The organism is Kribbella polygonati, assembly GCF_050320105.1.
Taxonomy (GTDB): Bacteria; Actinomycetota; Actinomycetes; order Propionibacteriales; family Kribbellaceae; genus Kribbella.
Genome location: NZ_CP190129.1, coordinates 6500333 through 6522819, shown reverse-complemented (window position 1 = coordinate 6522819; position 22487 = coordinate 6500333). Strand labels below are relative to the sequence as shown.

The following is a 22487-nucleotide window of genomic DNA, read 5'->3' as shown; positions in this document are numbered from 1 at the left end:
GGCCGCGGACTCGCGGGGAATCCCGGCCACGGACTCGCGGGGATCCCCGGGCGCGGAACCGCCGACACGCCTGCCCACGGGATCACAGAGCTCCCAGTCGTGGATCGCAGTCGCCAAGGCGAGGACTCGCGGGATCGAGCGGGTCGACCATCACGAACGCGGTCGGCGACAACCCCTGCAGCACGGTCGGCTCCATCGCGTACTCGTACGTCCGCTGATACCCGATCGACGTACTCTCCGTAGTCCCGCTCGACGCGGATGTCGACGTCGACTCCGACCACGACGTACCGCCGGTGGTCGACTCGGAGTACTGCTCCCCGCTCGTCTTCGACCCCGACCGATGCCGCCGGCTGAACAGCAACCCGAACGTCGCCTGCCGACTGTCCGACGTCTGTACGCCGCTCGACTCGCTCGTCGACGCGCTGTTCCCGCGCGTCGTGCTGTCCGACGTGGACACAGAAGTGTTCGTCCCGTGCGAGTACGTGAACTGGCTCGCCACCAGCCGGTGCTGCCGCCCGATGAACGTCGCCGCCTGCTCGGCCTCCTTCGCGTTGCCGAGCCGCATGAACAGTACGGCGTCCCCGCCGCCGAGCACCTCGACCGCGCTGTCCCGCAGATGCGCGAACAACAGCACCAGTCGAAGCCCGTTGCGCCGGCAGATGCTGTCGAACCGCTCGAGCTCCGGCCGCGCGAACGCGTCCGCCCCGGCGATCACGACGATCCGCTCGCCCCGCCCGGACAACTCGCCGCGCTGGATCCGCACCATCGTGATCTGGAACAGGAGATGCCGCAGCAACGACGCGGTCAGCTCGGACTCCCGGTGCGACAGCTCGAACACCCGCAGCGAAACCTCCTCGCCGTCCCACCCGTCCATCGCCCCGTCACCGGTAACAGCGGCCAACCGCTGCACCCCAGCCGCCAACCGGAACAGCCGAGCTTCAGCCGACCGCCGCGCAGACTCGCTCAGCAGATCAGTCAGCGTCGCGTACTCGGACCGTGTCAGCAGACCACGCTGATCCGGCGTCAGCTGCCGCAGCAACACCTGAAACGCCAGGTGCAGCCTCTTGAACGTGACAGGCGCGTCTTTAAGGCACTCGGCCACCTGCTGCACCAAAGTCGCGTCCACACCCCGCGACTCGCTCTGCTCAGGCTCTGCCGCCCGCAGCCCTTCAGCCACAACCACACCGACCTCGTCGGCACTCAACTCGGCCAACGGGTTCAAGGAGTGCTCCGGTACGACGGACGCACGGATCGGCGCACCGTGTTCCTCCGCCAACTGGCGCAACGGCCCAACAACCGTGTCCTGTGTGAGATCAAGAACGACCAGTCGCCCGCCCGCGCTCATCAGCGACGTACCCATTGCCAGCAACGCAGCACGCCAACCCGCAGCAGTACCGCCGTACAGGTCGACCCGTTCCTTCGTCACCGGCCCCACAGGCACCCACGGCCGTACTGCGTCGACCTCGAGCGCCCTGCTGCGCTCGCGCTCCCGGAGGTCCTCCTGCCAGGCCTGCACGTCCCGCTCGAATCCAGCCATCGTGCTGACGCAGTTCGCCATCCACAGCTGGTGTTCCTTCACGGTTGCCCGCCGCAACAACTCAGGCCGTCCCCAGCACAGCCACACGACACCCAACGCCAACACCGCAGGTATCAACGCCATCAACGGCTGCACCGCAGCAGCAACCACAACAGTCGCCACCGCGGCGCCAACCGCAACCCACACCAGCACAGGCCGCAGCCGCTCAGCCGTAGCGCGCTTACTCTCCAACGCAGCCAGAGCAGACGGCGGCGGTACGGCGGGAACCGGCGGGTCGTGCTGCTCGACGACCACGACCTCACGCCCGCGGTACTCCCAACCCCACTGCTCGGCCTCACGAGTCGCAACTGCCTCAGCCACGGGTAACACCGCCCAGCCGCTCCAGCACCACACCACGTGCCAGCTGGGCGAGCGCCAGCTCCGCCTCCTTGACCGTCGCCGTGGCGCGGCTGACCGTCATGTCCCGTTCCTGGTCGTCAGCCGTGGTGAACCGCCGCCGGCACCCCGCGCAGTGCGTCGCGGACGTGTCCGACCAGGTCCCGCAGTACGAGCAACGCCGCGCCTGGAGCATCCGCTCGGCTGTGGACAACCGCTGCCGCTCCAGAAGTGCCCGCTGCCAGCGAAGCTGCGCCTGCGGCAGGTACTCGACCAACTGCCGGTCGGTGAAGCTCTTGCCGCCACCAGCCAGCGCCGCAGCGGTCAGCCGCGCCGCAGCGTCCCGGTGCACCGCCGACGGCCTCCCGATCGGCCCGACCGTCACCAGCAGCGGGAACCACCCGAGCGTCTGCACCCGAAGCGACGCGTGACCCTTCGTCCAGCGCAGCGACATCGTCGAGTTCTCGTCCGGATCCGCGACCCAGCCGGCCGGGCGCAGCGCCACCTCGAACAGCGCCCGCTGCGGATCGTCCAGCGAGGCGTGCGGCAGCAGCAGGTGCGTGTACTGCCGACGCACGGCCTGCACCGCCACTCCGGCCTCCCCGTGAAGTAGAACGTGCGGTCTCCACCGGACCACGCAAGGCAACTGTAGTTACCGACTGTGCCTGTCGCAGCCCGATCGCGTTGCAGCTTGTGGAAAACTCGCACGCCAGGCGGACCGAGTGCGACGAGGTCTTGACCGCGAGTGATCGACGGGAGACGATTCCGGCCGGGCGCGGGCTGACAACCTTGTCATCGGGGCCGCGTACCCACACCGGCGGACGGGGGTCGCGTCGGTACGGCCGTGCTAGGAGCGTAGATGGATCTCCGCCGCCCACTGGGGCTCGTCACGTCTCTCACGCTGGTTGTGACAATGTCTGTTGCCATGACGCCAGCGCATGCCGCGTCACCTACTGCCTCCGAGCAGCCGGTGGCCAGCGGTTCGTCGTACTTCACCTCGTTCGAGCCCGGGCAGCCGCAGCCCGGCTACACCGACGCCGTGGAGACCGGTCCGGACGGGAAACCGCGCACCGACGGTGTCCGCGGCCCGACGCCGACCGGGATCGGCGGCAGTCAGATGGACAAGGTCACCAAGGTGACCGCGAACGGCGAGAACACCGGTGGCGGCGAGATCGCCACCAACGCCGCCGACGGTGACAAGTTCACCAAGTGGCTGGTGTTCGAGCCGACGGGCTGGCTCGTCTACCAGACGTCGGCGCCGGTGGTGATCAAGAAGTACGCCCTGACCTCGGCGAACGACGCCGACGGCCGCGACCCGAAGAACTGGACGGTGTCCGGTTCGAACGACGGCACCACCTGGACCACGCTGGACACCCAGACGAACCAGGACTTCGCGAACCGGTTCCAGACCAAGGAGTACAGCTTCGCCAACGACACGGCGTACACGTACTTCAAGCTCGACGTCACGCTGAACCACGGCGAGAACATCGTCCAGCTCGCGGACTGGTACCTCTCGAACGGCGACCCGCTGCCGCCGCCCGGCCCGGTCGCCGAGTCGCGGCTCGACTCCGGCCCGACCAGTGCGTACAACGCCCGCGCCCGGGTCGGCTTCACCGGCGTGAAGTCCTTCCGGTACGCCGGTCATCAGGACGCGACAGGCCGTGGCTACACGTGGAACAAGATCTCCGACGTCGACCTCAAGGTCGGCAAGGACACCCGGCTGTCGTACAAGATCTTCCCTGAGCACGTAGAGGGCGACCTCAGCTACCCAAGTACGTACGCCGCGCTGGATCTGGCGTTCGACGACGGCACGTACCTGAGCGACCTCAAAGCGAAGGACCATCACGGGTTCGAGCTGAGCCCGCGCGGTCAAGGCGACTCGAAGGCGCTCTACACGAACCAGTGGAACAACGTCGAGGCCGACCTCGGCGCGGTGGCCGCCGGCAAGACGATCAAGCGGATCCTGATCGGCTACGACAAGCCGTCCGGCCCTGCCGACTTCCGCGGCTGGGTCGACGACATCCGGATCGCCGCCGCGATCAACCCGGACCGTGCGGCCCAGAAGACCGCGGCCAAGCACCCCTCGGACCTCGCACTGACCACCCGCGGTACGAACGCCACCGGCGGCTTCTCGCGGGGCAACAACTTCCCGGCGACCGCCGTACCGCACGGCTTCAACTTCTGGACGCCGGTCACGAACGCCGGCTCGACGTCCTGGCTGTACGACTATGCCAAGGGCAACAACGAGGCCAACCGGCCGACCATGCAGGCGTTGTCGATCAGCCACGAGCCCAGCCCGTGGATGGGTGACCGGCAGACGTTCCAGGTGATGCCGTCGACAGCGGACACGCCAACCGCAGACCGTAAGGCGCGGGCCTGGTCGTTCAGCCACGACAACGAGATCGCCCGTCCGTACTACTACGGCGTCACGTTCGACAACGGCAACGCGGCCGAGATCGCGCCGACCGACCACGCCGCGATGCTGCGCTTCAGCTTCCCGGCCGGCAAGGCGTCGCTGGTCTTCGACAACGTCAGCAACAGCGGCGGGCTGGCCCTCGACCCGGCCACCGGCGTCGTGACCGGGTACTCCGACATCAAGAGCGGGTTGTCCACAGGCGCCGGCCGGCTGTTCGTGTACGGCGTGGTCGACCAGAAGGTGCTGGCCTCGGGCAAACTGTCGAACGGCGGCGGCGCGAACGTCGGCGGCTATTTCATGTTCGACGCCAAGACCACCCAGATGCAGCTCCGGATCGCGACCTCGCTGATCGGCACCGAGCAGGCTCGTAAGAACCTGGAGATGGAGCTCCCGGCCGGCTCGACGTTCAGCAAGGTCAAGGACGCCGCCCAGGCCGCGTGGGACTCCAAGCTGAGCACGATCGAGGTCGAGGGCGCGACAGCCGACCAGCTGACCTCGCTGTACTCGAACCTCTACCGCCTGTTCCTCTACCCGAACAACGGCTCCGAGAACACCGGCACCACCAAGGACCCGGTGATCGAGTACGCGTCGCCGACCTCGCCGAAGGTGGGCACCGACACCCCGACCGAGACCGGTTCGAAGATCGTGGCCGGCCAGACGTACGTCAACAACGGCTTCTGGGACACCTACCGCACGGTGTGGCCGGCGTACTCGCTGTTCTCCCAGGACGACGCGGCCGCGCTGGTCAACGGGTTCGTCCAGCAGTACAAGGACGGCGGCTGGATCTCCCGCTGGTCCTCCCCCGGCTACGCGAACCTGATGGTCGGTACGTCGTCCGACGTCGCCTTCGCGGACGCGTACCTCAAGGGGATCAAGGGCATCGACGTCCAGGACATGTACGATGCGGCCGTGAAGAACGCGTCCGTCGTACCGCCGTCGCAGAACGTCGGCCGCAAGGGCATGGACCTGTCCACGTTCAACGGCTACACCGCCAACACCACCGGCGAGGGCTTCAGCTGGTCGATGGACGGCTACATCAACGACTTCGGCATCGCGAACCTGTCGAAGGCGTTGTACGACAAGGCGAAGAAGAACGACCCGCGCAAGCAGGAGTACCTGGACAACTACAAGTACTTCCTGAACCGGGCGCGCAACTACGTCACACTGTTCGACCCGGCGGTCGGGTTCTTCCAGGGCAAGGACCCCAACGGCGTCTGGGGCAACGCGCCCAGCACGTTCGACCCGCGCGACTGGGGCCACGACTACACCGAGACGAACGCCTGGAACATGGCCTTCTCGACCCCGCAGGACGGGGCCGGGCTGGCCGCGATCTACGGCGGCCGGGACGGGCTGGCGAAGAAGCTGGACGAGTTCTTCAGCACGCCCGAGGACGCCCTGCACACCGGCGGGTACGGCGGGACGATCCACGAGATGCTCGAGGCCCGTGACGTCCGGATGGGCCAGTACGGTCACAGCAACCAGCCGTCGCACCACATCACCTACATGTACGACGTGGCCGGACAGCCGTGGAAGACGCAGGAGAAGGTCCGGGAGGTGCTGTCGCGGCTGTACACAGGTTCCGAGATCGGGCAGGGGTACCCGGGCGACGAGGACAACGGCGAGATGTCGTCGTGGTACCTGTTCAGCTCGCTCGGGTTCTACCCGCTGCAGGTCGGCTCGCCGACGTACGCGATCGGCTCGCCACTGTTCACCAAGGCGACGATCAAGCTTGCCGGCGGCAAGAAGCTTGTGGTCAGCGCGCCGCAGAACTCGTCGAACAACATCTATGTGAAGAGCGTCAAGGTCAACGGCAAGAACTGGACCTCGACCTCGCTGCCGCACGACCTGATCGCTAACGGCGGCAAGATCGAGTTCGAGATGACCGACCAGCCGACCAAGTGGGGCACCGGCCGCAACGACGCCCCGCCGTCGATCACCACGCCGGGCGAGGACCCGATGACCTGGCGGGACTCCACCTCGGACACCGGCGCGGTGATCGGTGCGGGTGGTACCGACGTGTCCAAGCTGATCGACAACGACGCGAAGACGCAGGTCACGCTGACCGGCGCCCGGCCGACCGTCACGGTCGCCCTCCCGCAGGGCCGCCCGGTCGGCATGTACACGCTGACCAGCGGCACCACCGGTACGGCGCCGTCCGCCTGGACGCTGGAGGGCTCGAACGACGGTACGACGTGGACGACCGTGGATCGCCGTACGGGCGAGTCGTGGGCGTGGGCGTCGTACACGAGGTCCTTCAGCGTCGCCTCGCCGAAGGCCTACACGCAGTACCGGCTGGTCTTCGCGCCGGCGGCCGACGGCGTCACGCTCGCCGAACTCGAACTCCTTGGCACCCTCAAGGGCGTCGAGCCCGGCACCCACCCGAGCGACAAGCGCGCCGCGGCCAAGCCGAGCCCGACCCCGTCCCAGTCGATCGACCGGAACTGGGGCTGACGAAACCAGAGGGCGACGGCAGCCGCCGTCGCCCTCGGTACGGGTTACCCGGCGGAGCCTGCCCCTGAGAGGTTCCGCCGGAACTTGATGAGGGGTGGCGGTCCCCGCCCGGACTGCCACCCCTTCTTCCCTATCGACGCTCGAACCCGCTCAGGGGTTGCCTCCGCCGAAAACTGTCCACATGCCGGACATCGAGACGGCTCAGCCGGACCAGCGGCCCGTGAAGAACGCGGCCGCCCAAACAGCGGCCAGTGGTATCGCCAGGCCTAGGTAGAACCGCCCCAGCCACGGCTTTCGCTTGATCAGGACCGCCAGGCCGATCCACAGCGGCCACAGCAGCAGGGTGGCCCGGGTGAGCGAGAAGACCCAGTACGACGTACAGAAGGCGCCCAAGGTCGAAGCGACCCACGCTGACTCGCCCCAGGAGCGTCGCCACACCAGCCAGACCAGGAGCAGCAGGCAGACCACCAACGCGACCAGCTCTGCCCGGAACATCCAGGTCCAGTCGGTACGGTCAGCCGGGAACCGGCCCTTGGTTGCGGCCTCAACGGTGTGCTGCAGCGCAGTCCACGGCCAGGTGAACTTGCGGGGCCACCCCTTCTCCTGCGCCTCGTGCCAGGCGAACCAGGACCCGTGGATCTGCTTCAGGTACGCCATGAAGCCCAGCACCGGTACCAGGGGAAGCGCCAGCCATGGCAGCGACAACCAGTCCCGCTTCTTCGAGGTCAGGAACTCGACACCGAGCGCGAAGATCAGGAACAGGCCGGAGACTCGTACGGTCGACGCCAGGGCGACGAAGATCGCCGCGCGCGCCCAACGCCCCTGCCGCGCCGCCAGCCAGGCGGGGAACGCGAAAGCGCAGAACAGCGACTCCGTGTACCCGGCGGCAAGGAACACGCCCACCGGTGCGCCGTACCAGACCATGGCCGCGTTCGGCCCGATCCCCTTCAGCTCCGGGAACTCGTACTCCGCCAGCCGCGCCAGGTACGCGCCCGCGACCGCACTGGCGACAGCCGAGACCACGATGCCCGAGGCAACGTAACCGATGCCGGTGTACGCGACGATGTGCACAAGCAACGGAAAACCTGGAAAGAACGCCGCCAGCGGGGCACCGGACGGCTCACCGTGGTTGTACCCGTACTGGGCGACCGCGTTGAGGTGCCAGACGTCCCACTGCAGCCAGGCCCGCCACACGTTCGGGTAGTCGGTACCGCGGTTGAACAGCAGCGGCGCCGACACCGACAGCACGAACAGCCCGACCCGGGACACCAGCCACCACCCGAGCACCTCCCGCCCGAGCGCCGACGGCATCCACCGCTGCCACCAGACCCCGTCAACCCGGGCCCGCCGCGCCCGCCCCGGCCGAGGCTCGCCGGCAGCCGCGCGCTCAAACACGCCGCCACCACCGCACACCACAGTCCGCCCGAGTCACGCCCCTATCGTCCCCCATCCGGGTTCCAGCCGGGTTCCAGCCGCCCGGGCGACCTCGAGGACTACTGGCCGCCGGAGCCGGGGGTGCTCGGCGGCTTGGTTGTCCCGCCGCCCGTCGGGAGCGGGATCACCGGGGTGTTCGGCGGTTGGGTCGGCTTGGTCTTGGTGGGCTTGGTCTTCGTCGGGGTGTTGGTGGGGGTGTTCGGCGGAGGCGTGCTCGGCGGAGGCGTGCTCGGGGGCGGCGTACTCGGCGGCGGGGTGCTGGTCGGCGTGTTCGTCGGCGTACTCGGCGGCGGCGTGTACGTCGGGGTGGTGGTGTCCTTGATCTGGTCCCCGCTCGGGTCCGGGAAGGACTCCTCGGGTGCCCCTTCCAGGGCCGGCTTCATGAACGCCAGCCAGGTCTTCAGCGGCCAGTTACCACCGAAGAACGCCTTGTCGCTCGAGTACGGGTCGAGGTTGCTCTCACCGGTCTTACCGGCCCGGTAGACCACCGCCGTCGACATCTGCGGGGTGTAGCCGGTCCACCACGACGTCAGCGTCGCGGAGCCTTGCATACAGCCGCCACAGGCCTTGTCCTTCGCCCGGTCCTCGACGGCCACGCCACCCGCCGTACCGGTCTTGCCGGCCACCGGGCGACCCAGGTCCTTGGCGCCGACACCGGTACCGGCGGTCACGACATCCTGCAGCGCGAAGTTGACCGTCCGCGCAACATCCTGGCGAATGGCCTGCTTCTTGTACTTGTCGAGACTCTTGTCGGTGAACAGCACCTTGCCGTCCGCACCCTTGACCTCGCTGATGACGTGCATCGGCGCGTACATTCCGTCCGCCGCGAACGTGGCGTAAGCCTCGGCCATGTCGACCGCGGACGCGTACGGGTCCGGACCGAGCACTGTCGACGGATTGTGCCGCCCGTCTTCGAGGACCTTCGTTCTCGGGACGCCGGCCGCCTCGGCCGCGTTGACGACCTTGTTCGGGCCGTCCTGCATCTTGTTGTCGACGAGGTCGTAGAAGGCGGTGTTGATCGACTGCTCGGTGGCCTTCAGCAGGGTGACATCGCCGTAGTCGCGGTTGAACTCGTTACCGAGCTTCTGACCCTGGATCTTGATCGGGCTGTCACCTTGGAAGATGTCGTAGAGGCTCTTCCCGTCCTCCAGCGCCGCGGCCAGTGCGAACGGCTTGAAGCCCGACCCCGGCCGGGCCTTCGCCGTCGCCCAGTTCAGCTGACTCGTCAGGAAGTCCGGCCCGCCGTACATCGCGAGCAGCCGTCCGGTCCCCGGCTCGACCGTGGCCATCCCGACATGGAGGTTGCCCTTCTTGTTCGGCAGTTCGTTCTCGGCCGCGTCCACCATCTGCTTCTGCTGGGTGTAGCTGAAGGTGGTCGTCACCTTGAGGCCGCCGCCGCTGATCTGCTCCTCGGAGAATCCCCGCTGCAACAGCTCCTTGCGGGCCATGTCGAGCAGGAACCCTTTGGCCCCCGCGTAGACGTTCTGCTTCTTCTTCGGCTTCAGCGGGGGCAGCGTCTTGGCGTACCTCGCCTCTTGGGCAGCCGTGATCGTGCCCATCTGCTGCATGCCGTCCAGCACGTAGTGATACCGCTCGATGATCCGCCGCTTCGTCGCGACATCGGTCCTGTCGACGTTGAAGAGCGTGGGGTTGTTCAGGACCGTCGCCAGCAACGCTGCCTGCGGGACGCTCAGCTTCTTCGGGTCGGGCTGGCTGAAGTAGGCGTCGCCGGCGGCCGAGATGCCGTACGCGCCCTTGCCGAAGTAGATCGTGTTCAGGTAGCCCTCGAGCGTGCTGCTCTTGTCGTGCGTCCGGCCGAGCTTGGTGGCGATGAACAGTTCCTGGAGCTTTCGGGTCAGGGTCCGCTCCTGGGTCAGGTACATGACCTTGACGTACTGCTGGGTGATCGTCGAGCCACCCTGCAACTGCTGACCGCGAGCGATGTTCCAGGCAGCCCGCACCATGCCTTGCGGAGAGATACCCGGGTTCGTCCAGAACGTCCGGTCCTCGGCCGCGATCACCGCGTCCTGGACGTGCTTCGGGATCTGGGCGAGCGGCACCGAGTGCCGGTTCTGGTCGAAGAACTGGCCGAGCGGCTGGGACGAACTGGAGTACGTCACCGTGGTCGTGTTGGCCTGGAACGCCTCGTTGGCGGTCGGGATCTTCGTCGTCTGATAGATGATGAAGAACGCTGCCACCGCCGCGATGACGCCGAGGAACAGGAGTGCGGTGAGCCAGCCCAGTACCCGCAGCGCCCAGTGCTTCTTCCGCCGGCGCGGCGGGCTGGCCTTTCTACGAGCTTCACTCACTGTGCAATCCTCGACGATCTCGCGGGAGTCATTGCCCCACAGACTACGGTGGGTGTGGTAACAGGCCCGAATCCGCACAGGATGCTAGCAATCCCCGGCCGACCTGGCGACAGTGGTCCACCCAAACTCTCAGGTAGAGCCTTTACAACGTTGGAAGCATCCGGTTCCCTGGGGATGTGATCCGCCTCTCACTGCTCGCAGCGGGCCTGACGCTGCTCGTCTCCTCGGTCAGTCACGCCGCGGCCCCGCCGGCCGTCGGCTACACGAATCCCGTCACCGCCGGGTACTCCGCCGACTTCCCGGACCCTTCGATGATCAAGGGCCGCGACGGCTGGTGGTACGCCTACTCGACCGGCGGCCCGTACGCGAAGGACGGGCACGACGGCGACTCGTACAAGATCGCCCGTTCCCGCGACCTCACCCACTGGGAGAAGGTCGGCTCGGTGTTCAACGCGGCCAACCGGCCGACCTGGGCCGACCCGAACAGCGGGTTCTGGGCGCCGGACATCCGCTACCTCGACGGGAAGTACGTCCTGTACTTCACCGTCCCGAACACGACCACGACCCCCGGGCGACTGGGACTACGCGATCGGCGCCGCCACCGCGCCGACGCCGGCCGGTCCGTGGACCGACTCCGGCGCGCCGGTGGTCGCGCCGCGTCCGGCCGCGGGCGGTGGATTCCAGTGGACCATCGACCCGGCCGGGTTCACCGACTCCGACGGTACGCGGTACCTGTACTGGGGCAGCTACAACGGCGGCATCCACGCCGTACGGCTGACGCCTGACGGCCTCCGTACGGCCGGAGCGGTCACCGACGTCGCCCGCGACCGCTTCGAGGGCGCGTACGTCGTGAAGCACGACGGGTACTACTACCTCTTCGGCTCCTCCTCGAACTGCTGCGCCGGCCCGACCACCGGGTACGCCGTGTTCGCTGGACGGTCGCGCAGCCCGCTCGGGCCGTTCGTGGATCGGGAAGGCCACGACCTGAACGCGTCCCGCACCGGAGGCACGCCGGTAGTCGCGTCGAACGGCAACCGATGGGTCGGTACCGGCCACTCGTCGGTCGTCACGGACCTCAGCGGCCAGCAATGGCTCGCGTACCACGCTGTCGACCGCACCGACCCGTTCGTGACCAACAGCAACGGCTGGCTGCTCCGGCCGATGCTGCTCGACCGGCTCGACTGGATCGACGGCTGGCCGGAAGTGAACGCCGGTACCGGTCCTAGCGAGTCCAGCAAGGTCTCACCGGTCACCACGTCTACAACAACGGCCGGCAATGTACGGACCGAAGCAGACGTCACAGACGCTGGCCAGGGCGTCTCTGCGCACGGTGTGACAGCGGTACTCAGCCAGGGCAACCTCAAGGTGACCAACCGAGCCGGCTTCAGCCGTAGCGTGCCTGTACCGCTCAACGTGCCAGGGACTATCGCGCTAGAGGTGCGCGGGGACCAGGCGACCGCAGAGTTCAGTGAGGACCGCCTGGGCGATCCGTTAGCGACAGTGCAACTGCCTGCACTCGGCGGTGGACCCGCATCCCCCGTGGGCGGCGCGGCCAACTTCTCCGTCGCACCTCTCTTCAAACCCGTCACCCGCGCAGCACCCACACCACGCATCGGCAGCGTGGACACGCAGTACTCCGACGAGTTCACGAACGGTCTGGGCGCTGGCTGGACCTGGCGCAACGTCAGCCCGGACGCCACCGTCACCAACGGCGCGCTGCACTGGAAGACCGAGGCCAACGACCTCACCGACAACAACACCGCGGCCAAGGCGTCGCTGCTGCTCCGCGACCAGCCGACCGGCAACTTCGTGGTGGAGACCAAGCTGCACCTCGACGTCGGCACCGGCACCGTCCGGAACTACCAGCAGGCAGGTCTGCTGGTGTACGTCGACGACGAGAACTGGATGCGGCTCGACCATGTTGCCGGCGGCACCGGCCGGTTCATCGAGTTCGGCAAGCGGATGCGGTTCACGCCGGTCGGCGCTCCGTCGGTGGTCACGTTCGGCGGCGCGATGATCGGCCCGCCGGCCGAGACGACCTGGCTGCGGCTGGCGCACGACGTCGTACCGCAGACCGGCGAGCACAGGTACCGCGCGGCGTCCAGCACCGACGGGAAGCACTGGGTGTGGGGCGCGGCGTGGACACTGCCCGCCGGTACGACGCCCCGGATCGGCCTGGTGTCACAGGGCTCGTCGGCGCAGACGGAAGCGCAGTACGGCAAGGCGACCGCGCAGTTCGACTACTTCAGGGTCATGAGGTGACGTGCGGCGCGAGTAGCGTCACGGCGATCAGTGCGGCGGGGAAACAGGCCAGGAACATCGTGAACGTGTAGCCCATGATGTCCCGGGCCTTGAGTCCGAGGATGGCGAGCGTCGGCAGCATCCAGAACGGTTGCAGCAGGTTGGCGCTCGCCTCCCCGAGGTCGTACACGACGACCATCCAGCCCGCGTCGACGTGCAGCGTGTTCGCGGCCTGCAGCACGTACGGCGCCTCGATCACCCACTTGCTGCCGCCGCTCGGTACGAAGATGCCGAGCACGCACGAGTAGATCGCGACCAGCGGCGGGAACAGGAACTGACTGCTCGCCTGCACCAGCCAGCCGGCCAGACGCCCGGAGATCCCGGTGTACGCGATCATCCCGAAGATCCCGCCGTACAAGGGGAACTGGAGCAGTACGCCGGCCGCCGCCGGAGCACCGTCCCGGACCGCGCGCGCCATCCGCCACGGGCGCCAGTGCAACAACATCGCGAGCAGGAACAGCACCAGGTTGACGGTGTTCAGATCGAGCGCGTTGAAGAAGTTCTTGCCCTCGAAGTAGCGCACCAGGTACACCGCACCGAGCAGCACGATCAGCACGCTGAACACCGGCGAATGCTCCAGCCAGTCGCCAGGCCTCCGCTTCTCCTGCCGTTGACCGTTGTACGCCGATCCGCGGCCGATCAACGGTTTGAGCTCGATGCCGATGTCCTCCGCGGTCCGCGAACTGCCCTCGCACGGCGCGATGAACCACGCCATCGCGACGCCGACGACGTACACGATCAACGTCGCGACGACCGCCTGCCAGGTGAAGATCGTGTCGCTGAGCGGGATCAGGCCGTCGGCATGACCCGCCGCCTTGATGACCTCCTGCACCGGCGGCGGACTGCTGCTCGCACTCGCGACCTGCAGCGCGGCCGAGCCCGACAACCCCTGCGCCCACACGGTTCCGAGGCCGAGGAACGCCATCGCACCGAGCGCGCGATAGTCCGCCTTCGGCACGTTCCGGGCCACCTCGCGGGCCAGGATCGCGGCGAAGATCAGGCTGAACGCCCAGTTCAGGTACGACGCCGCCATCGCGACCGCGGCGACGAACGCGACCGCACTCCGCGGGCTCTTCGGGATTCGCGCGAGCCGGGTGATCAACCGGGCGACCGGGCCGCTGGTGGCGACGGCGTACCCGCCGATGATGATCATCGCCATCTGCAGGGTGAACGTGATCAGCGACCAGAAGCCGATGCCCCAGGCATCGACCATCCCGAAGCCCTTGGTCGCGGCCGGGTCGTCGGGGCGTTTCAGCAGCGGCTCGCCGGTGACCAGGCCGAACAGCAGCACCACGAACGTGCCGACCAGCACGAACCCGAACGCGTCCGGGAGCCATTTCTCGGTGAACGCGGTGAACCGCAGGGCCAGCCGGGCGAGCACGCCCTCGGCCTCGACCTCGGATCGGGCGTGCTTCCCATGACTGTCGGTCATTACCCTCCGCTCCCGGGCTACGACGCTGGGTGTCATTCGATTAACGCAGCTCGGCGCCTGACGTAACAGCTTTCCCGGCGCGGCGGGATCGAGAGGTGACAAAGGCCGTGTTTGTCAAGAGTTGTCCACAGGCAGCGGGTCTGCTTACAGTGGCGGCACGATGTATCGAACCGATACATCAGGTCATGACAAACTAGACCGTGGGAGGTGAGTCATGGGAAACCGCAGTGGGGTCCTGGAGCTCGCCGTACTCGGTCTGCTGCACGAAGCGCCGATGCACGGCTACGAGCTCCGCAAGCGCGTCAACGCCCAGTTCGGCTGGGGACGCGTGCTGTCGTTCGGTTCGCTCTACCCGTGCCTGAAGGCGATGCTCCGCAACGGGCTGATCACGGCCGACCCCGGGACGCCGGAGTCGGGTCGCCGGCCCAAGATCGTGTACACGATCACCGCCGACGGGAAGGACTACTTCGCGCACGCGATGCACGAAGCCGGTCCGTCGGCCTGGGAGGACGACACCTTCGGCGTCCGCTTCTCGTTCTTCGGCCGGACCGATCCGGCCACCCGGTTGCGCATCCTCGAGGGCCGCAGGGCCCGGATGGAGGAGCGGCTGGCCAACTTCCGGGCGGCGATGAGCCGGACGGCGGAGCGGGTCGACGCCTACACCCTCGAGCTGCAACGGCACGGCCTGGAGTCGGCCGAGCGCGAGGTCCGCTGGCTGAACGAGTTGATCGACGGCGAGCGGCGCCAACAGCGGCCCCCTGACCAGCACCATCCGCCTACCCAAGGAGATTCCAGATGACCTCGATCCGAGTGGCGATCGTCGGCGTCGGCAACTGCGCAAGCTCGCTCGTCCAGGGCGTGCACTACTACCGCGACGCCAAGCCCGAGGAGCGTGTCCCGGGTCTGATGCACGTCGTGTTCGGCGAGTACCACGTGCGCGACGTCGAGTTCGTCGCGGCGTTCGACGTCGACGGCAAGAAGGTCGGCCTGGACCTCGCCGACGCGATCGGCGCCAGCGAGAACAACACGATCAAGATCTGCGACGTACCGTCGACCGGCGTGACGGTGCAGCGCGGTCACACCCTCGACGGCCTCGGCAAGTACTACCGCGAGACCATCACCGAGTCGGACGCCGCGCCGGTCGACGTGGTGGCGGCGCTGCGCGAGGCTGCCGTCGACGTCCTCGTGTGCTACCTGCCGGTCGGCTCCGAGCAGGCGGCGAAGTTCTACGCGCAGTGCGCGATCGACGCGGGTGTCGCGTTCGTGAACGCGCTGCCGGTGTTCATCGCCGGCACCAAGGAGTGGGCGGACAAGTTCGAGGCGGCCGGCCTGCCGATCGTCGGCGACGACATCAAGTCGCAGATCGGCGCCACCATCACGCACCGCGTGCTGACCAAGCTGTTCGAGGACCGCGGCGTCACGGTGGACCGCACGTACCAGCTGAACGTCGGCGGCAACATGGACTTCAAGAACATGCTCGAGCGCGAGCGCCTGGAGTCCAAGAAGATCTCCAAGACCCAGTCGGTCACCTCCCAGCTGCGCGAGGAGATCGAGGACCGCAACGTCCACATCGGCCCGTCGGACTACGTGGCCTGGCTGGACGACCGCAAGTGGGCCTTCATCCGGCTCGAGGGCCGCAACTTCGGCGACGTACCGCTGTCGCTGGAGTACAAGCTCGAGGTCTGGGACTCGCCGAACTCGGCCGGCATCATCATCGACGCGATCCGCGCCGCGAAGATCGCCAAGGACCGCGGCATCGGCGGCCCGATCCTGTCGGCCTCGTCGTACTTCATGAAGTCGCCGCCGGAGCAGTACGCCGACGACGTCTGCCGCGAGCTGGTCGAGAAGTTCATCCGCGGCGAGGTCGAGCGCTGACCTGGTCGTAACGGCACGCCGCTCCGGGAGACCGGGGCGGCGTGCCATCATGGCGCCGGATGACCGAGATCCGTGAGTACCGCGACTCCGACGCCGACAGCTGGCTGCGCTGCCGCCTGCTGACCTTCTTCAACACCGAGTACTTCGACGACGTGGTCGTCGAGCGTCCGACGTTCTCGAACGTCGCCCACCGGCTCGTCGCCGTCGACCACGGCGCGGTCGTCGGGTTGATGGACGTGGAGATCTTCCCGGACCGCGCGACCATCGCCGTACTCGCGATCCACCCCGATCATCAGCGTCGTGGCCTGGCGACGCGGCTTCTCGACGCGGTACTTCCGCGTTTGTCGGTCGACGTACTGGATGCATGGACGCGCGGGGATGCGGGCGCGAACGCGTGGTACCAGCGGTCCGGGTTCGCGGAGGAGTTCCGGTATCTCCATGTCTACAAGACCTGGTCGGACGAAGGCCTCGTCGCGCCGGAGGGTGTGGACCGGGTGGTGACCGCGTTCATGCAGGCGCCGATCTCGGCCGAGGCGGCGATGCGGGAGCGGTTCGGGCGGGTGCATGTCTGTAGGCAGTACGTGCGAAGGTTGTAGGCATGCTGTTGCACGTCGGATGCGCACAGTGGACGCATGCCGCCTGGGATCAGCCGTCGCGGGACAAGCTGCGGTCGTACGCGTCGTGGTGCAACGCGGTCGAGAGCAACACGACCTTCTACGCGACGCCGTCCCGTTCCGCGGTCGAGAACTGGGCCGCGCAGACGCCGCCCGACTTCCGGTTCGTGGTGAAGCTGCCGCAGGTCATCACGCACGAACGGCGTCTCACCAACGTCGACGCGGAGCTCAGCGCGTTCCTCACCGCGATCGAGCCGCTCGGCCCGCGCAACCACGCGGTCTGGATCCAGCTGCCGGCCGCGTTCTCCCCCACCGACCTCGGCACGCTGGCCGCCTTCCTGCACAAGGCGCCCGATGCTCATCGGTACGCCGTGGAGGTCCGGCATCGCGCCTTCTTCGAGGACGCCGGCGCGGCCGGAAACCTCGAACGGGTGCTGGCCCGCGCGCAGGCGGAGTGGATCCCGTTCGACACCGGCACGCTGTTCTCGCGCCGCCCGACCAGCTTCGCCGAGCGCGACGCGTGGATGAAGAAGCCGCGCGTCGCCCGCCGGACCCGCGCACTGACCGAGTACCCGATCGTCCGCTACATCGGCCGCGACTCCGCCGCCGAGACCGTCGACGGCTGGGCGTACCTCGTCGAACTGGTCGTGCACTGGCTCTCCGAAGGCCGCTCGCCGACGATCTTCCTGCACACGCCCGACAACGCCGAGGCGCTCAATCTCGCCCGCCGCTTCCACGCAACCGTCGCCGCGGCCGTTTCCACGCTGGCCCCGCTCCCAGAGCCCGTCGAAACCGAGCCGCCCACGCTGTTCTAGTTATCCACAGCTCCAGAAGTTCTCCGTGGAAACGGCGCCGAACTCCGTATGTTCTCCGCCGACTTCACGACTCGGGAGGACAACCCATGGAGCATTCGACCGACCCCACGGCCAGCACCGACGCCCACGCCGAGCGGCGCGCCCGCAACGACTGGCTGATCACCGAGCTCAGCCGGCTCGCGGCGACCGCCGACGATCCCCATGAGCAGACCAGATACCGCCGCGCCGCCGACTCCCTCGCCCGGCTCGCGCTCGCGATGCGCCCGTGAGTACGCCGGAATCGCTCGGCGAGCTGCTCACGATCAGCGGCGAAACCGCCCGCGAGCTCGCCGGCGCGGACCAGTCCGCGTGGAACGGAGGAATCGTCGCGACCTCCAGCGTGATGCTCGGCCTCGCCCACTGGGACGGCACGCTGTACCTCGACCGCGAGGCGATCCTCGAACCCCTCCAGCATCTGTACGAGCACGCCGGCGAATACCACGCGCCGCCGGTCCTGCTCGCCTACAAGGAGTCGCTGGCGACGATCCTCCACGAACACGCCCATTTCCTCGGCCCGTCCGGCGCCACCCAGGACGCCGCCCGCGAAGGCTTCCTCAAACTCGGCAGCCGCGAACTGGAGGAAGGCGTCACCGAGGCCTGGGCCCAGGACCACCTCGACGAGTACATCCACCGCCTAGGCATCGACAAGGTTGCCCCTGGCATCGAATCTGTCAGCTCGGGCGGCTACTACCCCGCCTTCGTCCCCGCCGTCCGCGACCTGACCACAGACCTCGACACCCGCAACGGCAACCCACCCGGCCACACCCTCGCCACCCTCAACCGCCAAACCGCCGCCGGCCAGTTCCCCCTCCTGCTCGACACCCTCTACAACTCCACCCGCCTCCCGACCCTCGAACCCCCAGACACCCCCACCCGCAACCACCTCGAGTCCCTCCTCCGCAGCGGCCTCTCCCACCTGGCCACCTACGAACTCACCTCCCTCAACGAAGCCACCACCAAGTCCCACCTCGTCGCCCAAAACCTCCTGACCCACCTCAACCAGCAGATCCACACCGCCGAATCCACCTACACAGCCCTCTCAGGCCTCGCCACCCCCCGCCCAACCGCAATCGCCCCCACCCCCACCACTCCCCTCCGTCCACCCGCCCGCATCCCAGAACTGACGAGATAACCCATGGACTACAAGGCCTTCCAAACCGAGTACCACCACCTCCTCATGTCGATCGAGTCCCTGACCACAACCCAACTAACCACCGAAGCCAACCGCCTACGAACCCTCGCCACCACCCTCCACCCCAAGTCCGACCGCCTACGCGCCACCCGCCTACTAGCCCCCCTCGACCAAGCAATCGCCGCCGAACGGCCCAACTATCGACCAGGCCGGACTCACTCATAGCGCCGTCGGTGAGGCCATCACACGCAATACTGGGAGCCATGGATTACGCGGCGTACGACGAGCAGGAACAGCGGCTGGTCGATGCGGTGATGGCCAAGTCGATCTCCGAGGAAGATCTGTGGATCGAGGTCGACCGGTTGAAGACCCTCATCCCATCGGTGGAGCCGATGGCCGATCGCCAGCGCGCCGAGGACAGCATGGAGTCGCTGGAGCGCGTGCTGAATCTCAAGCCTCCGCCAATGTCGGACGAGATGGCAGCCGCGATCCGGGTCCAATCGAAGGCCTTCCTCAGCAAAGGCACCCCGGAAGAACGCATTGCGCTCCTCAAGACCGCAATGACAGAGATCGGCCGGATCGCCGCATCGGTCGACGGGGCTGAGGCAAGCAGCATCCGCCATCTGAACGAACCACTCGCGATGGACATCGAAACCATCCGTATCCACAACGACCCCACCCACCCGGGCTACCAAGGACGGACCGAATAGCAAGGACCAACATCGTGGTCTCAAGTCCGGCCGAACTGATGCGGGTCCAGGCCGATGTCGCTGTCGCAACCCTGCGCGCACATCATTCGACCTGGAGCAAGCGGTACGAAGTACTCCCACCGATTGACGAACTGGCGTCCAAGGTGACCTGGGACGGCACCATCGAGTACAACCCCATCGATGTCATCGATCCGGTCCAGGAGATGTTCGATCGTGCCGGGCAGCAGCATGACGACAGGACGCTCGTCAGGTATCGCGAAGCCATCCGCACCGTGTTGCACGAGAACATCCATCTGATGGCCGGTCCGGGTACGACGTTGGTCTTTCCGCTCGACGAGTACGAAGGGAAAGCACACAAGGTCTTCGAGGAGGGAGTGACCGAGCGCGCGACGCGAAACGAACTCACCAACTACATCGATGCTCTCGACCTCGAGCAGGTCGCACCGGGTATCCGGACGGCGAATACACAAGGTGCCTATGCGGCATACATTCCAGCGGTCGACGAGTTCTCGGCGGCCGTCGGCAAGAACGTCGGTCTTGAGCCCGCCGAGGTGGTCCACCGTATGGCAGTGGTCAACGCGGCGCAGAAGTTCCCGGTGGCGGCCGAACTCTTGTACGCGAAACACTTGAGCGCGCTGGTTCCCGAGACTGCGAAAGCGGATGCCATCGGGCGCATTGCCGAATCCATGCATGGGCCGTTCGCTGCTATCCATGACTACGACCCGAAGGACCCGTCCGACATTCGCATGTCCGGTATGGCGGGACGCGCAGCCTTCCGGAACGCCAGTGCGGAAGTTCAGACGATTGCTGAGCATTGGGCGGGGCACCAGGAGTTGCGTCGGACGCTTGATGCCGGGCTTGGGGCGACCACGCCACTTCGGAAGCCGCAGCGGGACGGTCGGGGTGCCGACGGTTCGCGCGGTGAGGGTGGGGAGTCGGGGCAACGGCCGAGTTGGCATGCCAAGGCTGGTGATCGTCGGCCGTTGGCATCGGGGCCGGCGGGGAACTCCGCAAGCCGCCCGGATCGGCCGGGTGGAGTGTCGCGGAGCTGACGGCAGCGGTGGGGTGAGGCCGGCGGCTGTGGATACCGTGGGCGCCAAGTTGGTGTACTGAGCGAGCCGGCGTGCCAGCAGGTTGGTGCGCAGGCAGGCTAGTGGGCCAGGAGCTTGGTAGCCAACAGGCTGATGTGCTGATCAGGGTTTGGTGTGCTCGGGTGGTCGGTGTGCTCGGGTGCTCGGTTCGGTCGGGTGGCCGGTTCGGTGGCGTGGTTGGTTCGGTCGCGTGGTTGGTTCGGTGGCGTGGTTGGTTCGGTCGCGTGGTTGGTTCGGTTGGGTTGGTTTGGGAATGGAGGTTGGTTGTGGGGTTTGTTGGTGAGGGTGTGGGGGTTTTGGGTGGGTTGGTGGAGTTGCGGCGGGTTTTGCATCGGGGGCCTGAGGTGGGGTTGGTGTTGCCGCGGACTCAGGAGGTGGTGATGGATGCGTTGGCGGGGTTGCCGTTGGAGGTGAGTGCTGGGCGTGAGGTGACGTCGGTGGTTGGGGTGTTGCGGGGTGGGGCGCCGGGGCCGACGGTGTTGTTGCGGGGGGATATGGATGCGTTGCCGGTGGTCGAGGAGACGGGGCTCGAGTATGCGGCGGAGAACGGGAACATGCATGCCTGCGGCCACGATCTGCACACGGCGGGGCTGGTTGGTGCGGCTCGGCTGTTGAGTGCGCATCGGGAGGAGCTGCACGGGAACGTGATCTTCATGTTCCAGCCCGGCGAAGAAGGGCTCGGCGGGGCCGGGTACATGCTGCGTGAAGGGTTGCTGGACGCGACGGGTGACAAGCCGATCGCGGCGTACGCGTTGCATGTCTGGGCGCAGGCCGCGAAGGGTGTGTTCCAGTTGCGGCCGGGCACGATGATGGCAAGTTCGAACCAGTTGCACATCACCGTGTACGGCAAGGGTGGGCACGGGTCGATGCCGGCGACGACGGTGGATCCGGTGTCGGTGGTGGCGGAGATCGTGCTGGCGTTGCAGGCGTACGTGACGCGGCGGGTGGACGTGTTCGACCCGGTGGTGGTCACCGTGACGCAACTCGAGGCCGGCGTCGCGATCAACGTCATCCCGAACTCGGCCCGCCTGGGCGCGACGGTGCGGACGCTGTCGGAGGCGATGCTCGAGCAGCTGACCCGCGACCTCCCGGCGCTCGCGGAGCGGATCGCGGCCGCGCACGGCTGCACCGTCGACGCGCGGCTGAACCCGCAGTACCCGGTGACGGTGAACGATGCCGGGCGTACGGCGGAGACGACCGAGGTGCTGACCGGATTGTTCGGCGCCGAGCGGGTGGAGCAGTTGACGAACCCGTTGATGGGTGCTGAGGACTTCTCGATGGTGCTCCGGGAGGTGCCGGGCACGTTCACGATGGTCGGCGCGCGACCGGACGACGTGGCCGCGGGTGAGGCGCCGTCGAATCACTCCAGTGTCGTGCGGTTCGACGATGCGGTCCTGGGCGACAACGCGGCGGCACTCGCTGAGCTGGCGGCTCGCCACCTGATCCGACGCTAGTTCAGAGATTGGGAGAAGCAGAGAGGTGGTCGTTGACCCGGGTCAGGAGGGTGAAGAGCTGAGTTCGTTCGTCCGCGGTCAGGGGCGCCGTGATGTGGTTGTTGACCGCGGACAGGACTTTGTCGAGCTCCGCTAACCGCGCGGACCCGGCGGCGGTGATCGTGATGACGTTGCGGCGCTTGTCGGTCGGGTCCGGGGCGCGCTGGATCCAGCCGCCGTCCGACAGTTCGTTGAGTACCGCGACCAGGTCGCTCTTGTAGACGCGCGCCCGCCCCGCGACCGCTGCCTGGCTGGCCGGCCCGAACTCGGCCAGCGCGGCGAGTACGACGAAGTGGTCCTTGTGCGCGCCGATCGTACGGAGCGCCTCGCTGGAGACGCGCTGCGTCTGGGCCGCGGTCATCCCGACCAGACGGGAGAGCTGCGCCTTCAGCCGTTCGGGCGTCTGGTCGCCGTGGTCGAACCGCAGATCGTCGTCCATGCGGCCCAGCGTACGCCTATTGCG

The 22487-nt window shown here is 67.5% G+C and carries 17 protein-coding genes and 1 pseudogene; 12 read left to right on the top strand and 6 right to left on the bottom strand.

The window, feature by feature from the left end:
* Window positions 1-82: 82 nt before the first annotated feature.
* Both ACQHIV_RS30970 and ACQHIV_RS30965 read right to left on the bottom strand, forming a co-directional pair.
* Window positions 83-1897 carry a hypothetical protein gene (locus ACQHIV_RS30970; RefSeq protein ID WP_427887387.1) on the bottom strand — a complete coding sequence of 605 codons (1815 nt, stop codon included), beginning with the start codon at window positions 1895-1897 and terminating at the stop codon, window positions 83-85.
* The gene (locus ACQHIV_RS30965; protein ID WP_427887386.1) at window positions 1890-2498 is read right to left on the bottom strand and encodes a hypothetical protein; all 609 of its coding nucleotides are present in this window, start codon (window positions 2496-2498) and stop codon (window positions 1890-1892) included. The genes ACQHIV_RS30970 and ACQHIV_RS30965 overlap by 8 nt, the downstream gene beginning before the upstream one ends.
* Window positions 2499-2837: 339 nt before the next feature.
* On the opposite strand from ACQHIV_RS30965, the gene ACQHIV_RS30960 reads away from it, so the two are divergent.
* Window positions 2838-6779 (top strand): GH92 family glycosyl hydrolase, encoded by a 3942-nt coding sequence (locus ACQHIV_RS30960; RefSeq protein ID WP_427887385.1) that lies wholly within the window; start codon window positions 2838-2840, stop codon window positions 6777-6779.
* A gap of 201 nt (window positions 6780-6980) precedes the next feature.
* Here ACQHIV_RS30960 and ACQHIV_RS30955 read toward each other — a convergent pair whose 3' ends face one another.
* Both ACQHIV_RS30955 and ACQHIV_RS30950 read right to left on the bottom strand, forming a co-directional pair.
* Window positions 6981-8174 carry a mannosyltransferase family protein gene (locus ACQHIV_RS30955; RefSeq protein WP_427887384.1) on the bottom strand — a complete coding sequence of 398 codons (1194 nt, stop codon included), beginning with the start codon at window positions 8172-8174 and terminating at the stop codon, window positions 6981-6983.
* A 98-nt stretch (window positions 8175-8272) separates the two neighbouring features.
* Window positions 8273-10522: a transglycosylase domain-containing protein gene (locus ACQHIV_RS30950; RefSeq protein WP_427887383.1), complete on the bottom strand. Its 2250-nt coding sequence runs from the start codon at window positions 10520-10522 to the stop codon at window positions 8273-8275.
* A gap of 176 nt (window positions 10523-10698) precedes the next feature.
* Between ACQHIV_RS30950 and ACQHIV_RS30945 the strand changes: the two are divergent.
* Both ACQHIV_RS30945 and ACQHIV_RS30940 read left to right on the top strand, forming a co-directional pair.
* Window positions 10699-11067, top strand: a pseudogene (locus ACQHIV_RS30945) (family 43 glycosylhydrolase); the annotation flags it as partial.
* 43 nt (window positions 11068-11110) lie between these two features.
* A complete protein-coding gene (locus ACQHIV_RS30940) occupies window positions 11111-12784 on the top strand; it encodes a family 43 glycosylhydrolase (RefSeq protein ID WP_427896602.1) in 1674 nt (557 codons plus the stop codon).
* Here ACQHIV_RS30940 and ACQHIV_RS30935 read toward each other — a convergent pair.
* Window positions 12774-14255: a short-chain fatty acid transporter gene (locus ACQHIV_RS30935; RefSeq protein WP_427887382.1), complete on the bottom strand. Its 1482-nt coding sequence runs from the start codon at window positions 14253-14255 to the stop codon at window positions 12774-12776. The two genes, ACQHIV_RS30940 and ACQHIV_RS30935, sit on opposite strands and share 11 nt — an antisense overlap.
* A 214-nt stretch (window positions 14256-14469) precedes the next feature.
* Between ACQHIV_RS30935 and ACQHIV_RS30930 the strand changes: the two genes are divergently transcribed.
* The 9 genes from ACQHIV_RS30930 (at window position 14470) to ACQHIV_RS30890 (ending at window position 21985) form a co-directional block, all read left to right on the top strand.
* Window positions 14470-15054: a PadR family transcriptional regulator gene (locus ACQHIV_RS30930; RefSeq protein WP_131284360.1), complete on the top strand. Its 585-nt coding sequence runs from the start codon at window positions 14470-14472 to the stop codon at window positions 15052-15054.
* Window positions 15051-16130, top strand: coding sequence for an inositol-3-phosphate synthase (locus ACQHIV_RS30925; protein WP_427887381.1), 1080 nt, complete (start codon window positions 15051-15053; stop codon window positions 16128-16130). Before ACQHIV_RS30930 ends, ACQHIV_RS30925 begins: the two co-directional genes overlap by 4 nt.
* Before the next feature lie 59 nt (window positions 16131-16189).
* Window positions 16190-16726, top strand: coding sequence for a GNAT family N-acetyltransferase (locus ACQHIV_RS30920; RefSeq protein ID WP_427887380.1), 537 nt, complete (start codon window positions 16190-16192; stop codon window positions 16724-16726).
* A gap of 2 nt (window positions 16727-16728) precedes the next feature.
* Window positions 16729-17559 carry a DUF72 domain-containing protein gene (locus ACQHIV_RS30915; protein WP_427887379.1) on the top strand — a complete coding sequence of 277 codons (831 nt, stop codon included), beginning with the start codon at window positions 16729-16731 and terminating at the stop codon, window positions 17557-17559.
* A gap of 86 nt (window positions 17560-17645) precedes the next feature.
* A complete protein-coding gene (locus tag ACQHIV_RS30910; RefSeq protein ID WP_427887378.1) occupies window positions 17646-17828 on the top strand; it encodes a hypothetical protein in 183 nt (60 codons plus the stop codon).
* Window positions 17825-18730 (top strand): hypothetical protein, encoded by a 906-nt coding sequence (locus tag ACQHIV_RS30905; protein ID WP_427887377.1) that lies wholly within the window; start codon window positions 17825-17827, stop codon window positions 18728-18730. The genes ACQHIV_RS30910 and ACQHIV_RS30905 overlap by 4 nt, the downstream gene beginning before the upstream one ends.
* Before the next feature lie 263 nt (window positions 18731-18993).
* On the top strand, window positions 18994-19440 hold the full coding sequence (locus ACQHIV_RS30900; RefSeq protein ID WP_427887376.1) for a hypothetical protein: 447 nt from the start codon (window positions 18994-18996) through the stop codon (window positions 19438-19440).
* 14 nt (window positions 19441-19454) lie between these two features.
* Window positions 19455-20492 carry a hypothetical protein gene (locus ACQHIV_RS30895; protein ID WP_427887375.1) on the top strand — a complete coding sequence of 346 codons (1038 nt, stop codon included), beginning with the start codon at window positions 19455-19457 and terminating at the stop codon, window positions 20490-20492.
* 305 nt (window positions 20493-20797) lie between these two features.
* Entirely contained in the window at window positions 20798-21985 is a 1188-nt protein-coding gene (locus ACQHIV_RS30890; protein ID WP_427887374.1) for a M20 metallopeptidase family protein, read from the top strand.
* A gap of 1 nt (window position 21986) precedes the next feature.
* On the opposite strand, the gene ACQHIV_RS30885 is transcribed toward ACQHIV_RS30890, so the two are convergent.
* Window positions 21987-22463: a MarR family winged helix-turn-helix transcriptional regulator gene (locus tag ACQHIV_RS30885; protein WP_427887373.1), complete on the bottom strand. Its 477-nt coding sequence runs from the start codon at window positions 22461-22463 to the stop codon at window positions 21987-21989.
* Between the last annotated feature and the right edge of the window lie 24 nt (window positions 22464-22487).

Coding starts and splice junctions, on each gene's coding strand:
- ACQHIV_RS30960 (WP_427887385.1), top strand. CDS start 2,838: ATGACGCCAGCGCATGCCGCGTCACCTACTGCCTCCGAGCAGCCGGTG.
- ACQHIV_RS30920 (WP_427887380.1), top strand. CDS start 16,190: ATGACCGAGATCCGTGAGTACCGCGACTCCGACGCCGACAGCTGGCTG.
- ACQHIV_RS30910 (WP_427887378.1), top strand. CDS start 17,646: ATGGAGCATTCGACCGACCCCACGGCCAGCACCGACGCCCACGCCGAG.
- ACQHIV_RS30925 (WP_427887381.1), top strand. CDS start 15,051: ATGACCTCGATCCGAGTGGCGATCGTCGGCGTCGGCAACTGCGCAAGC.
- ACQHIV_RS30885 (WP_427887373.1), bottom strand. CDS start 22,463: ATGGACGACGATCTGCGGTTCGACCACGGCGACCAGACGCCCGAACGG.
- ACQHIV_RS30930 (WP_131284360.1), top strand. CDS start 14,470: ATGGGAAACCGCAGTGGGGTCCTGGAGCTCGCCGTACTCGGTCTGCTG.
- ACQHIV_RS30915 (WP_427887379.1), top strand. CDS start 16,729: ATGCTGTTGCACGTCGGATGCGCACAGTGGACGCATGCCGCCTGGGAT.
- ACQHIV_RS30935 (WP_427887382.1), bottom strand. CDS start 14,255: ATGACCGACAGTCATGGGAAGCACGCCCGATCCGAGGTCGAGGCCGAG.
- ACQHIV_RS30900 (WP_427887376.1), top strand. CDS start 18,994: ATGGATTACGCGGCGTACGACGAGCAGGAACAGCGGCTGGTCGATGCG.